The organism is Burkholderia cenocepacia (assembly GCF_900446215.1).
Lineage (GTDB): Bacteria > Pseudomonadota > Gammaproteobacteria > Burkholderiales > Burkholderiaceae > Burkholderia > Burkholderia cenocepacia.
This window is the reverse complement of sequence record NZ_UAQZ01000018.1, coordinates 45715-59355: the sequence shown is the minus strand read 5'-3', so window position 1 is coordinate 59355 and position 13641 is coordinate 45715. Positions and strand designations below refer to the sequence as shown.

The 13641-nt window shown below is 67.5% G+C and carries 8 protein-coding genes; 2 read left to right on the top strand and 6 right to left on the bottom strand.

Features of this window, described 5'->3' with window-relative positions; translation table 11 throughout:
* Positions 1-19: 19 nt before the first annotated feature.
* On the bottom strand, positions 20-664 hold the full coding sequence (gene nth, locus DTA15_RS36760; protein WP_006490653.1) for an endonuclease III: 645 nt from the start codon (positions 662-664) through the stop codon (positions 20-22).
* On the bottom strand, positions 661-1572 hold the full coding sequence (rsxB, locus tag DTA15_RS36755; RefSeq protein ID WP_012492749.1) for an electron transport complex subunit RsxB: 912 nt from the start codon (positions 1570-1572) through the stop codon (positions 661-663). Before rsxB ends, nth begins: the two co-directional genes overlap by 4 nt.
* Before the next feature lie 252 nt (positions 1573-1824).
* Here rsxB and DTA15_RS36750 point away from each other — a divergent pair, with 252 nt between their 5' ends.
* Complete coding sequence (locus DTA15_RS36750) at positions 1825-2457, top strand: TetR/AcrR family transcriptional regulator (protein ID WP_006485466.1); 633 nt, start codon at positions 1825-1827, stop codon at positions 2455-2457.
* Positions 2458-2561: 104 nt separating this feature from the next.
* Here DTA15_RS36750 and DTA15_RS36745 read toward each other — a convergent pair.
* From DTA15_RS36745 to DTA15_RS36735, 3 genes are all read right to left on the bottom strand, one after another.
* A protein-coding gene (locus DTA15_RS36745) for an IS3-like element ISBcen9 family transposase (protein WP_085964362.1) occupies positions 2562-3922 on the bottom strand; the annotation gives its coding sequence in 2 pieces (ribosomal slippage) (positions 2562-3457 and positions 3457-3922; 1362 coding nt in all).
* Between the two features lie 82 nt (positions 3923-4004).
* Positions 4005-5495: a polyhydroxyalkanoate depolymerase gene (locus DTA15_RS36740; RefSeq protein WP_006493406.1), complete on the bottom strand. Its 1491-nt coding sequence runs from the start codon at positions 5493-5495 to the stop codon at positions 4005-4007.
* Positions 5496-5707: 212 nt separating this feature from the next.
* A complete protein-coding gene (locus DTA15_RS36735; RefSeq protein ID WP_006486779.1) occupies positions 5708-7537 on the bottom strand; it encodes a glycoside hydrolase family 15 protein in 1830 nt (609 codons plus the stop codon).
* A gap of 166 nt (positions 7538-7703) precedes the next feature.
* Between DTA15_RS36735 and DTA15_RS36725 the strand changes: the two genes are divergently transcribed.
* A complete protein-coding gene (locus tag DTA15_RS36725; protein ID WP_085964353.1) occupies positions 7704-8948 on the top strand; it encodes a lactonase family protein in 1245 nt (414 codons plus the stop codon).
* 97 nt (positions 8949-9045) lie between these two features.
* Here the strand turns inward: DTA15_RS36725 and DTA15_RS36720 are convergent, their stop codons facing one another.
* The gene (locus DTA15_RS36720; protein WP_012492748.1) at positions 9046-13623 is read right to left on the bottom strand and encodes a DNA translocase FtsK; all 4578 of its coding nucleotides are present in this window, start codon (positions 13621-13623) and stop codon (positions 9046-9048) included.
* Positions 13624-13641 lie beyond the last annotated feature (18 nt).

Here is a 13641-nt window from a genome sequence, read left to right as displayed (position 1 = left end):
GGCCCGTCGTACCGGACGCTTATTCGTTGGGCGGCGGCGTCTTCGGCCGGAATTCGCACAGCGGCTCGATCGCGCAGTGCCAGCATTCGGGCCGTCGTGCCTTGCACACGTAGCGCCCGTGCAGGATCAGCCAGTGATGCGCGTCCTGCAGGAATTCCTTCGGCGTGAACTTCTCGAGCGCGGCCTCGACGGCCCGCACGTCCTTGCCCGGCGCGAGCCCGGTGCGATTCGCGACGCGGAAGATATGCGTGTCGACCGCGATCGTCGGCTGGCCGAACGCGGTGTTCAGCACGACGTTCGCCGTCTTGCGGCCGACGCCCGGCAGGCCTTCGAGCGCTGCGCGATCGGCCGGCACCTCGCCGTCGTAACGCTCGAGCAGGATTCGGCACGTCGCGACCACGTTCTTCGCCTTGGTGCGATAGAGGCCGATCGTCTTGATGTACTCGGTGACGCCTTCCTCGCCAAGCGCGACGATTTGTCGCGGGGTGTTCGCGACCGGAAACATTTTCCGCATTGCCTTGTTGACCGACACGTCGGTCGCCTGCGCGGACAGCATCACGGCGATCAGCAGCTCGAACGGCGTCGAATATTCGAGCTCGGTGGTCGGATGCGGATTGAGGCTCTGCAGCGTTTCGTAGATCGCGCGTCGTTTGCTGGCGTTCATGGAGCGTTCTGGTCGGGCGGCGCGGACGGGCCGTCCGGATCGTCGTTGCCTGCGTCGTTGTCGTTGTCGTGGTCGTTGCTGCCCGATGCCGCTTCGGCGTCGCGCTGCGCCTGCTGTTCGGCGAGCCGCTTGCGGCGGGCCTCGGCCGCGTCGATCTGCGCCTGGACGGCCGCGCTCACGCCTTCGGTGTTCTTCGGCCCGGCGCCTTGCCCGGACAGTTCTTCCTTCTTCTTGCGCGCGCGTTCGAGCGCGGCGGCGATGATCGCGCGTTTCTTCGCTTCGGCGTCGTCGGCGGCCGGTGCGGCGGCTGGCGCGCCGGGCTGTGCGGCGGTGGGCTCCGCGGCCGGCTTCGTGGCGCTGGCCGCGCGGCGTGCGGCGGCGCGCGCTTCGGCGGCCTCGCGCTCGCGGCGCTGGCGTGCGAGCCGCAGGTCGTGACGTTCGCGTGCGGCGTCGGCCTGTTCCTGCGACCACGCCTCCCAGCCCGTGCGATCGCCGGTCACCGGCAGCATTGCGATGCAGTCGACCGGGCACGGCGGCACGCACAGGTCGCAGCCCGTGCACAGCGACGCGACGATCGTGTGCATCTGCTTCGGCGCGCCGACGATCGCGTCGACCGGGCATGCCTGCATGCACAGCGTGCAGCCGATGCACAGGTTTTCGTCGATGAACGCGATCGCGCGCGGATGCTCGGTGCCGTTGACCGGGTTCAGCGGAATCACCGGCTTGCCGAGCAGGTTCGCGAGGCGCGCGATGCCTTCGGCGCCGCCGGGCGGGCACTGGTTGTAGTTCGCGTCGCCGGCGGCGATCGCCTCGGCGTACGGGCGACAGCCGTTATAGCCGCACTTCGTGCATTGCGTCTGGGGCAGCAGATCTTCGATGCGATCCGCGAGTGTTTTGGAGTCGGTCACGATAACAGCGGGCGCAACGGCGCCGAATGGCTCTCGGCCGCGTCGGGCGCGGCCGGAAAGGTTTGCCAAAGCTCGATTATCGCCGATTTCCCGCATTGCGCTGGACGCCGTCTATGCGCATAATCGAACCGCTTTTTTGCAGGGGCTCAGCAGGAGGGCGGCCGTCCGCGGCGCGCCCGTTCCAGGGCGGCCGGCGCCGAGGCGGTGGGGGTGCCGGTCCGGATCAAGCGGCTCACATAGCAAAACGCCACCATGAATCAGCCAAAAATCAAAAGAGATCCTGAAGGTACGCGCCGCCGCATCCTGATGGCGGCAGCCGAAGAGTTCGCGAATGGAGGGCTGTTCGGCGCGCGCGTCGATCAGATCGCGCGCCGGGCCGAAACCAACGAGCGCATGCTCTATTACTACTTCGGCAGCAAGGAGCAGCTCTTCACGGCGGTGCTCGAACACGCGTTTTCCGCGCTGACCGAGGCCGAGCGCGTGCTCGATCTCGATGGCGTCGCGCCGGTCGAAGCCGTCACGCGGCTCGCGCATTTCGTTTGGGACTACTACCGCGACCATCCGGAACTGCTCCGGCTCATCAACAACGAGAACCTGCACGAAGCCCGCTATCTGCACAAGTCGACGCGGATCCGCGAGATGATGTCGCCGATCGTCGCGAAGCTCGGCAACGTGCTGATGCGCGGCCAGAAGGCCGGGCTGTTTCGCAACGACGTCGATCCGCTGCGCTTCTACGTGACGCTGTCGGGGCTCGGCTACTACATCGTCTCGAACCGCTTCACGCTCGCCGCGACGCTCGGCCGCGACTTCACCGACACCGACGAACGCGCGGAGATGGTCCGGATGAACACCGAGGTGCTGCTCGCGTATCTGCTGCGGCGCTGACGCAACGAACGGACGAGCCGGCGAGCCGCCCGCTCGTCGTCGCCGCATGAAAAAACGCCGCCGTGCGCAAGTGAACTGAACCCACGAAGTTGGACGGTTACCGGCTAGGCCGGATGAGGCTGAGTCCTGTATTGCACAGGACTCAGCCCTTTCAGTTTGAGCTTGATGCGCTCGTGATTGTAGTACCGGATGTAGCGCTTCAAGCCGATGCGTAGCTGTTCAATGCTGCTGAAGTGGTTCAAGTAGAAGAACTCGGATTTCAGCGTGCCGAAGAAGCTTTCCATGGCAGCGTTGTCCAAGCAATTGCCTTTACGCGACATGCTTTGCGCCAACGAGCGTTGCTCGAGCATGAGCCGCCAGCCGGGCATTTGATAATGCCAGCCTTGATCAGAGTGCAACATGGGTCTTTCGTCGGGTTGCAGGCGACGCAAAGCCTTGCGCAACATGTCAGTAACCATCTGGAAGGCTGGCCGAGTATGCGTCTGGTACGCGATGATCTCCCCGTTGTACAGATCCAGCACTGGTGACAGATACAGCTTTTGGCCACCTACGCTGAACTCGGTGATGTCGGTAACCCACTTCTCGTTCGGACGGGCGGCATGGAACTGGCGCTGGAGCAGATGCGGGGCCGTCTTGCACGTGTTGCCCCTATACGCACGGTACTTCTTGACCCGCACGCAGGACTTCAACTGCATCTTGCGCATCAGGCGTGCAACCGTCTTGTGGTTAATCATCTGCCCCAGACGGCGCAGCGCCAGCGTGATGCGTCGATAGCCATAGCGCCCCTTGTGCTGCTCGAACAGTGCTCGAATTTTCGCTTTCACACTCGCATGTCGATCGGGAGCGGCCAGCGCCTTGCACTGGTAATAAAACGTGCTGCGAGCCAGTCCGGCCACCCGGAGCAAGCCAGCCAGCGGGAATTGTTGCCTTAGCTCAAGCACTATTTGCGCTTTTTGCGCGGTACAGCCTGCGCCTGAACCAAGGCCCTCAGCTTTTTTAGATACGCGTTCTCCATGCGCAGGTAGTTCAGTTCCTGAAGCAGGTCCTCGCGGGTACGGGTATCCGTGCCATCGGTAGGGTTCAGAGGCTGAGCAGGCGGTGTTTTTGGCATTGCGGTTGGGCGGCGGCCTTTGGGCCTCGGCGCGAGGGCAGTCAAACCACCATCATCATAGCGGCGAGCCCATTCGAGCACCGCGCTCGGATTGCGAATATTGAACCGCGCCGCCGCTTCCTTGCTCGACACGCCATGCTCGCGCATGTGCTGAACAACTTTGAGCCTGAACGCCACATCGTATGAGTTGTACTTCCTACGCACGCCGTCCTTACCATGAGCCTGGTATGTGGCGTACCACTGGGAAACCGTCGAGTGACTCAAGCCATGCGTTCGCGCCACCGCGCGTATGGCTTCCCCCCCGATGCACCGCTTCACTACCGATAGCTTGAACTGCTCGGTATATCTCGCCATGAAAAAAACCCAAAAGTTGGCGTCCAACTTTTGGGGTTCAGTTCAAAGCAACGGCGGCGTTTTTGCGTCGGAGGGCGGCGTGTCAGGCGGCCTTGCGGGCACGCACGGGTTTTGCGCGCGGGCTGCTTGCCGCGCGTTTCGCGGCGGGCGCGGCCTTTGCGGCGGGTGTCCTCGCGGGCGCGACCGTCACGGCCGGCGCCTTCGCGCGCGTACGCTTCGCGGCGGTGGCGCGCGCCGTCGTCTCCGGCTCCGGTTTGGCGGCCGGCACGACGCCGATCGCGGTCGCATCCTGCGCATCGGCGGGCAACTTCGTCGCGCCGTTCTTCGGCTCCGGCGCATGCTCGCGGATGAAGTCGCGCAGTTGCGGATAGATGATCGTGCGCCAGCGGCGGCCCGAGAAGATCCCGTAGTGACCGCACTTCTCGGCGGTCAGGCTGCGGCGATCGTCTTGCGGAATGCCCGTGCACAGCTCGTGCGCGACGTGGGTCTGGCCGCTGCCCGAGATGTCGTCGAGTTCGCCTTCGATCGTCATCAGCGCGGTGTGCTTGATGTCCTGCGGCCGCACGCGCTCGCCTTCGACGTCCCACGTGCCTTCCGCCAGCCGGAATTCCTGGAACACGACGCGAATGGTTTCGAGGTAATACTCGGCGGCCATGTCGAGCACCGCGTTGTACTCGTCGTAGAAGCGGCGGTGCGCTTCGGCATCGTCCTCGTCGCCGCGCAGCAGGCTCTGGTAGAAATCCCAGTGCGATTGCGCGTGCCGCTCCGGGTTCATCGCGACGAAGCCCGTGTGCTGCAGGAAGCCCGGATACACCTGGCGGCCTTCGCCCGGATAGTTCGCGGGCACCGTGTGGATCACGTTGTTCTCGAACCACGCGGTCGAGTGCTGCGTCGCGAGCGAATTCACGGAAGTCGGGCTGCGGCGCGCATCGATCGGGCCGCCCATCATCGTCATCGTGAGCGGGGTGTCCTCGCCGCGGCTCGCCATCAGCGAAATCGCCGCGAGCACCGGCACCGTCGGCTGGCATACCGAGATCACGTGCAGGTTGCGCGCGCCGATGTGGCGGATGAATTCCTGGATGTACGCGATGTAGTCGTGCAGGTGGAACGGGCCGACCTCGACGGGCACCATGCGCGCGTCGATCCAGTCGGTGATGTAGACCTTGTGATCCTGCAGCAGCGTGCGCACGGTGTCGCGCAGCAGCGTCGAATGGTGGCCCGACAGCGGCGCGCAGACCAGCACGACCGGCTCGTCCTTCAGTTGCGTGACGGCGTCGGCGTCGTCCGAATAGCGCTTGAAGCGCAGCAGCCGGCAGAACGGCTTCTCGATGATCGTCTGCTCGACGATCGGAATGTTGTGGCCGTCCTTGACGATCTGATGAATGTTGAATTCCGGCTTTTCGTAATCCTTGCCGAGCCGATACATCAGCTCATAGGCGGCTGCCATCCGCGGGGCGCCGGGCATCAGCGAGAACGGACTGGACGGATTCGCGAACGACTTCGAGGCGGCCTGGGCCCAGGCCGTGAGGGGGCTCAGCATGGCCCGCTGGAATTCGTGCAGTTGGTAAAGCATGCAGGCTACTCCCGCGTGGGGGACGGTGCGCAAGGGCGGCGTGAGGCGTCGCGGCGTGCCGTGTGGGTCAGCGACCGGCCATGTTGCATTGCAGCCGGACAATCGCGTCGATCATATCGGACAACGATCGGTGGTGCAATGCAACATTTCCCCGGGTTTTCATCAAAGTGTTGCGATTTGACGATCTCTGACCAAGGCCGCGGCGGCAGCGTTCAGCGGCCGGTGGCCACGGCCGGCGCGGGCTGGCCGGCCGCGCGCGCCATCGCGTCTTCGTGGTGCATCAGGTTCATCGCGGTGTGCACGAGCGCCACGTGCGAGAACGCCTGCGGGAAGTTGCCGACGAGCCGCCCGGCGACCGGGTCGTATTCCTCGGCGAGCAGCCCGAGGTCGTTCGACAGCGCGAGCAGGCGGCTGAAGAGCCGATGCGCGTCGTCGATCCGGCCGAGCAGCGCGTAGCTGTCGACCAGCCAGAAGCTGCATGCGAGAAACGTGCCTTCGCCCGGCGGCAGGCCGTCGTCGTATTCGGTCGTGCGGTAGCGCATCACGAGCCCGTCGTGCAGCAATTCCCGTTCGATCGCGTCGACCGTGCCGACGATGCGCGGGTCTTCCGGCGGCAGGAAGCCGAGCTGCGGCAGCAGCAGCACGCTCGCGTCGAGTTCGTCGCTGCCGTAGCTTTGCGCGAACGCCTGCTTGCCTTCGTGCCACGCATTGGCGCAGACGTCCGCATGGATCCGCTCGCGCAGCGCGCGCCAGCGGTCGAGCGAGCCGGGCAGCCGGAACATTTCCGCCGACTTGATCGCGCGGTCGAACGCGACCCACGCCATCACCTTCGAGAACGTGAAATGGCGCCGGCCGCCGCGCGTTTCCCAGATCCCTTCGTCCGGCTCCTGCCAGATCTTTTCCAGATGGTCGAGCAGCGCGCACTGCACGGACCAGACCGTGTCGTCGGCCTGCAGGCCGCCCACGCGCGCGAGGTGCAGCGCGGCCATCACCTCGCCGAACACGTCGAGCTGGAGCTGGTTCGCGGCGCCGTTGCCGACGCGTACCGGCAGCGAGTCCTGGTAGCCGGGCAGCCAGTCGAGCTCCATCTCCGGCAGCCGGCGCTCGCCGGCGATCCCGTACATGATCTGGATCTGCTCCGGCGAGCCGGCCATCACGCGGCCGAGCCACGTGCGCCAGGCCCGCGCCTCGTCGTAGTAGCCGCCGCGCATCAGCGCGAGCAGCGTGATCGTCGCGTCGCGCAGCCAGCAGTAGCGGTAATCCCAGTTGCGGTTGCCGCCGATCTTCTCGGGCAGCGACGTGGTCGGCGCGGCGACGATGCCGCCGGTCGGCTCGTACGCGAGCGCCTTCAGCGTGATCAGCGAGCGGCGCACGGCGGCCGCGTAGCGGCCCTGCACCTGGCAGCGGCCCGCCCATTCGAGCCAGTAGTTCTCGGTGCGCGCGAGCATCGACAGCGGATCGCGCGCGGGCGGCAGCCGCATGTGCGACGCCGCGTAGCCGAGCGAGAACGGCACGCGCTCGTCGGCGCCGACCGTGAATTCCGCGAGCGTATGGAGGTTCTTGCCGGTGAGCGGCACCGGCGTGCGCAGTACGACGGTGTCGGGCCCGGCGATGGCCTTCATGCCGTCCTCGCGGGTCAGTTGCGTGACCCACGGAATCGAGAAACCGTAGTCGAAGCGCAACACGAGCTCCATGCGCATCTTCATCGTGCCGTGGCGGCCGACGACGATCCGCACCAGCTCGGACCAGCCGTTGCCGGGCGGCATGAAGTCGATCACGGTGACGGCGCCGTCCGCGCTTTCGTAATCGGTTTCGAGAATCAGCGTGTCGCCGCGATAGCGGCGGGTCGTGTGCGTGATCGCGGCGTCGGCGGCCGGAGCAAGCAGCCAGCGGCCGTGCTCGGGCGTGCCGAGCAGCGCCGCGAAGCAGGCGCCCGAATCGAAGCGGGGCCAGCACAGCCAGTCGACGGAGCCGTCTTTTGCGATCAGCGCGGCCGTATGGCCATCGCCGACGAGGGCGTAGTCTTCGATCAGGGCGGGCATGGGCAGGCGATCCTTGGGTATTCGAGTTCACAATGCGGACGTCGGCGGCCCGGACTTCACGCCCGGGCGCCGCGCCCCGTATACTCGGCCGGGCGGCGGAGCGCATGAACGGCCGGCGTTTCGTCCTATCTCAACACTTGAAGCGACTCGATGCAAGGAGGATTCAATGCCCAACCGTTTACGCGAGCATGACGCACGCGCTTCGACACGAGGGTTCCCGCTTAGGCTCGCTCACTGGATGAAAGGTTTCGCGATCGTGCTTTCCCTGTCCGCGACCCACGCGTTTGCACAGCAATCGTCCGCCCCGGCCGACGGCGTCTACAACCTGCTCGTCGGCACCTATACGGGCGGCGGCAGCGACGGGATCTACGTTTACCGCTTCGATACCAAGACCGGCGGCGTCGCGCCGGTATCGTCGGCGAAGACCGAAAATCCGTCGTATCTGTTGCCGAGCCGCGACGGTCGCACCGTCTACGCGGTCAACGAACTGCCCGGCGACAACGGCCCGGCGACGCAGCGCGGCGGCGTGAGCGCATTCCGCTTCGACGCGAAGACGGGCGCGCTGAGCTTCATCGACCGCGTATCGTCCGAAGGGAACGATCCTTGCTATCTCGCGCTGTCGCCGGACGGCAAGTACCTCGTGACGGCCAACTACTCGGTCGCGGCCGATCCGGGCGGCAGCTTCGCGGTGTTCCCGCTGCGCGACGACGGCGCGGTCGGCCAGGCCGTGCTGACGGTTCACCACGAAGGCACCGGGCCCGTGAAGGGCCGCCAGGACGGCGCGCACGTGCATTCGACGGTGTTTTCGCCGGACGGCCGCTACCTGTTCGTGCAGGATCTCGGCGCGGACAAGATCTACGGCTACCGCTACACGGTGGACGGCAGCCGCGGGCTGATCAGCCCGACCGAGGCGCGCTACACGCCGGTGAAGGCCGGCTCGGGCCCGCGCCACATGGTGTTCAGCGCCGACGGCCGGTTCGCGTACGTGACGAGCGAGCTGAACGCATCGGTCGAGGTATTCGGCTACCACGACGGCAAGCTGACGCCGATCGAGACGCTGCCGATGACGGCGCCGGGCTTCAAGGGCAAGGTCGGCGGCGGCGCGATCCACCTGTCGCCGGACGGCCGCTTCCTGTACGCGAGCAACCGCGGCGACGCGAACGACCTCGTGATCTACGCGGTGAACAAGGCCGACGGCCGGTTGAAACACGTTGGTCGCCAGTCGAGCCTCGGCAAGACGCCGCGCGAATTCCTGATCGATCCGACCGGCAAGTGGCTGATCGTCGGCAACCAGGACAGCGACACGTTCTACGTGTTCAGCCGCGATGTCGAAACCGGGCAACTCGGCGCGAATCCGCAGAAGGTCGCGGTCGGCAAGCCGGTCGACTTCAAGCTGGTGCCGGTGCAGTAAATGCAAAAGGCGCTGCCGAGGCAGCGCCTTTTTTTGCGGGGCGATCGGTTGTGTGGCACGCCCGGATCGATGATTCGCGGCCGCCGGCCTGCCGGCTTCAGTCGGCCGTGGCCGGCACGAGTACCTCGCGGCTGCCGTTGATGCCCATCGCCGACACGAGGCCGGCCGCTTCCATCTGCTCGACGAGGCGCGCCGCGCGGTTGTAGCCGATGCGCAACTGCCGTTGCACCGACGAGATCGACGCGCGCCGCGTGCGCACGACGAATGCGACCGCTTCGTCGTACAGCGGATCGGCTTCCGCGTCCGGCGCGTCGCCGAACAGGTCCTGCGTCGCGCCGTCGGCGGCCGGGCCGTCGAGGATGCCTTCCTCGTACTGCGGCTCGCCGAACTGCTTCAGGTACTCGACGATCCGGTGCACTTCCTCGTCGGCGACGAACGCGCCGTGCACGCGCTGCGGATAGCCGGTGCCGGGCGGCAGGAACAGCATGTCGCCCATCCCGAGCAGCGACTCCGCACCCATCTGGTCGAGGATCGTGCGCGAGTCGATCTTCGACGATACCTGGAACGCGACGCGCGTCGGGATGTTCGCCTTGATGAGGCCCGTGATCACGTCGACGGACGGCCGCTGGGTCGCGAGGATCAGGTGGATGCCGGCCGCGCGCGCCTTCTGCGCGAGGCGGGCGATCAGCTCCTCGATCTTCTTGCCGGCCACCATCATCAGGTCGGCCAGCTCGTCGATCACGACGACGATCAGCGGCAGCTTCGACAGCGGCTCCGGATCGTCGGGCGTCAGCGAGAACGGGTTGCCGATCTTCTTTTCCTTCGCTTCCGCGTCGCGGATCTTCTGGTTGAAGCCCGCGAGGTTGCGCACGCCGACGGCCGACATCAGCCGGTAGCGCTTCTCCATTTCGCCGACGCACCAGTTCAGCGCGTTGGCCGCGAGCTTCATGTCGGTGACGACCGGCGCGAGCAGGTGCGGGATGCCTTCGTAGACCGACAACTCCAGCATCTTCGGGTCGATCATGATGAGCCGCACGTCTTCCGGCGTCGCCTTGTACAGCAGCGACAGGATCATCGCGTTGATCGCGACCGACTTGCCCGAACCGGTTGTACCGGCAACGAGCATGTGCGGCGCCTTCGCGAGGTCGGTGACGACCGGATGGCCGGTGATGTCCTTGCCCATCGCGATCGTCAGTTGCGACGGCGAATGCTGATATTCGCGTGCGGCAAGAATTTCCGACAGGCGGATCATCTGACGCTTCGCGTTCGGCAGTTCGAGGCCCATGCAGGTCTTGCCGGGAATCGTCTCGACGACGCGGATCGACGTGAGGCCGAGGCCGCGAGACAGATCCTTCATCAGGCCGACGATCTGGCTGCCGCGCACGCCGAGCGCGGGTTCGATCTCGAAGCGCGTGATCACGGGGCCGGCCGATGCACCGACCACCGTCACCGGCACCTTGAATTCCTGCAGCCGCTGCTCGATCACCTGCGCGGTTTGCGCGAGGTGTTCCTCGGTGATCGTTTCGATGTCGTCGGATGCCGGTTCGAGCAGGTCGAGCGTCGGCAGTTCGACGCTGAACGACGCGGGTGCGTGGAATTCGAACGCGTTCGGGCGCGGCTGACGGACGGGGGTGTCGGCCGGGGGCGGTTCGGTTGCGTCGGTGGCCTCGGTTGCATGGGCCGCGGGTGCGCCGATTGGCGGGATCACGGTCGGCGGCGCCGAACTGACGGCTGCCGGCGTGGCCGGGAGGTTCGTGCCGGGGACGATTGCTGCCGGCGGCGCCGCGGTCGGCGTCGCGGTCACGTCATGCGACATGGTCCAGCCTGCCGACGAAGCGGCAGGGGCGGGCGGTGTCGTGAACGTCTGGGTTGCGGCTGCGGTTGTGGTTGCGGCAGGTACGGGCGCGATCGACATCGGCGATCCGGCTGCGGCTGAAGGCGCACCCGCGGGCGGGTGGGCCGGAGTGGCGGCGGCCGTGGTGGCCGGAGCGAGCGCGCTGAAGGACGCCGACGTCGTGGTGGACGTGGTGGGCGACACCGGCAAGCTGATTGGCGGCTGCGGGGTGACTGCGCCGGATGAGCCGGATGTAGCGAAGGTCGTGGTCGTTGTACCGGTCGACGTGGTCGCCGTGCTGGCGGGAAGCGTCGATGCCGGCGCGGAAGACGGTGCAGCGTTCGGCGCGGACGTGAAAGTCGCGGGCGTCGCGATGGCGGGCGCCGATGTGTCCGGCGTCGGCGCGATCGAACCGAACGTCGAACCCGACGCACCGGTCGTCGATGCCGTCACGACGGGCGCAGCGGTCGATGCGGGCGTCGAAGCGCCGGAAAGCGAACCGTAAGTCATGCCCGTAACACCGGCCGGCGATGCCGGCGCGGCGGAAGTAACGGGCGGTGCCGATGCGGCCGGTTGCGTCAGCGAAGCGGACGCGGTGCCGGTTATGCCAACGGGTGAGATGGCGGCGGTAGCGGGGGCGACGCTCGATGCGGGTGTGGATGCTTGTGCAGTCGCGCCATGAGCCGTGCCGGCCAGTGGCGATGCGGCGATGGCCGAAGCCGTCGAAGCTGCGGCGAACGGTTGAGCCGCGGGCGATTTCGGCACTTCCGAAGCGACGGTCGCCGGTGCCGCAGCGGACGGCATCGTCGGGGCTGTCCACTGTGTGGCGGCGGGCGTCGCGCGTTGAGCGCCGGCCGACAGCGGTGCCGCTGGGTCCGCCTCCATTGCCTTGCCAGCTTCCGGTGCAGGCTGTGATCGGGCCGGTGCGGACGTTGCTGCTGTAGTCGACGCGGTCCCGGAAAGCGTGCGGGCAGACGTCTGCGCGATCGACGAAGAGGGCAGCACAGCGAACGGAACGATGCTTTCGGCGGGTTTTACACCGGCGTGCGCATCGGCAGCGCCTTGCGGCACGTGGACCGGTGCGGCGCGGTCGATGGCAGCCGCCGGTTGCGCGTCGTCCTTGTCGTCGATATCGACGGACCCGGCCGGCGTGCTGGTGCCGAGGTCGCGAACCGCTGCATCGCCTGTTTGCGTGGAGGCTGAATGAGCGGATTCCGATCCTGCGGTGTTCGCCAGCGATTCGGCGCTCGGGTTTTCGGTCGACACGTCGAGGGCGGAAACCGGCGCGCTGACAACGTCGTCCCACGGCGCGAGATCGATGGGCGCGTCGAACGACGGCGCGGCTGCGATCCCGAATGCCGGCGCGGCGGGCACATCGTCGACATGACGGATCTCGTCGTCGGCGTGATGCGAAACCACGCGATCGTCGGTGCCGGTTTTCGGCAGCGCGTGCGATGTAGCGTCATCGAGCGCAGGGCCACGCAACTCGCCAGCCGGCGCCTGCGTGATCCGCGATTCTGCCGGCATGAAGGCGTCGAGCACGATCGGCGCGCGATCGTCGTACGCGGGCACGGCATCGTGTTCTTTGTGTGCTGCCGGAACGTTGGTGTCCTGGGCTGCAATGTCATGTGCCGCGGAGGCGAACGCGTTCGACGCGACCGCCGATGCCGCCGTTACCGGCGCGGCCACGCTGTCTGCTGCCGCGGCGACGCCGGCCACGGCGGCGGCCGCGGCCGCCGCGTGCGTTGCATCGGCCGACTGTGCGCCGCCCAGCGACGCCCATTGCGCGGTGCTGGCCTCGATCGAACGCAGCGTGTCGTGAACGCTCGGCGCCGGCGTAATCGGCGCGGCCGGTTTCTCGTTCCACGCATAGAGCGGCGCGCGCGCCGGGGCGGGCGGCGCCGGGCGGCGACGTGCCGCGTCCGGCGACTGGCCGGTGGCCGCCGTGCCCGCGACCGGGCGCACCGGCGGACGTTGCGCTTGCGTGCCGGCCGGTCGCGGCGCGACGGTCGCGCGCGGCGCGGTCTGCGTCAGCGCAGCGGTGGCCGGCCGCGCGGCGGTCGGACGCGGCCGGACGGGTTCGAATCCGACCGGAAGCGGGGCGGGCGCGGGGCGCGGCACTTGCGCGTTCGCGGCGGCGCGCGCGAGGCTGGCGGTGCTGCCGGTGGTCGGCGGCGGCATCGCGCTGGCCGGGATGGGGGCGGGCGGCACCGGCGTGCGCGGGGAGGCGGTCGGCTTCAGCCAGCCCGACGGCGCGACGGGTTCCGCAAGGGGGCGCGGGGGCGTCTTGCTGCGCGGCTTCGGTCGTGCCTGCGGATCGGGTTTCCACAATGTCGGGCGCGAATACCGGCCGTTCTGGCGCGGCGCCATCGAGTTGACGGTGTGCGCGGTGGTCGGTTGCACGACGTCGTCGTCGCGATGCAGCGCGCTGCGCGGCAGGTCGGCGATTCCGCGCGCGTCGTCGTCGCCGCCGTCGCGCGACAGCTTGACGCCGAACGACGTGTCGACCCATGCGGCGAACTGCCGCCAGCCGATGCCGGTCAGCCACGGCAGGCCGGCGAAGAACAGCACGACCATCGCGACCGGCGTGCCGACCGGGCCGAGCACGTGGGCGAAGCCGGCCGAGAACGCATGACCGAGCGCGTTCGTGTCGGGGCCCGACAGCGGGCTCGTCAGCGTGCAGCTTGCGACGAATACCGCGGCGAAGCCGAGCCACAGGCGAATCGAGCCGCGACCGGCGAGCCCGCCGCCGCCGGGCAGCATCGCCTGCACGAGACGCCAGAAGAGAAGGAGGAACCAGACGGCGGAGATGCCGAACCAGCCGAAGACAACCGTGTGCATGCTTTGAAACAGGAGTGG

What these genes read in the sequence shown, in the direction of transcription:
- nth (WP_006490653.1), bottom strand. Translation starts at nt 664, where the DNA reads ATGAACGCCAGCAAACGACGCGCGATCTACGAAACGCTGCAGAGCCTC.
- DTA15_RS36750 (WP_006485466.1), top strand. Translation starts at nt 1,825, where the DNA reads ATGAATCAGCCAAAAATCAAAAGAGATCCTGAAGGTACGCGCCGCCGC.
- DTA15_RS36740 (WP_006493406.1), bottom strand. Translation starts at nt 5,495, where the DNA reads ATGCTTTACCAACTGCACGAATTCCAGCGGGCCATGCTGAGCCCCCTC.
- DTA15_RS36735 (WP_006486779.1), bottom strand. Translation starts at nt 7,537, where the DNA reads ATGCCCGCCCTGATCGAAGACTACGCCCTCGTCGGCGATGGCCATACG.
- DTA15_RS36725 (WP_085964353.1), top strand. Translation starts at nt 7,704, where the DNA reads ATGCCCAACCGTTTACGCGAGCATGACGCACGCGCTTCGACACGAGGG.
- DTA15_RS36720 (WP_012492748.1), bottom strand. Translation starts at nt 13,623, where the DNA reads ATGCACACGGTTGTCTTCGGCTGGTTCGGCATCTCCGCCGTCTGGTTC.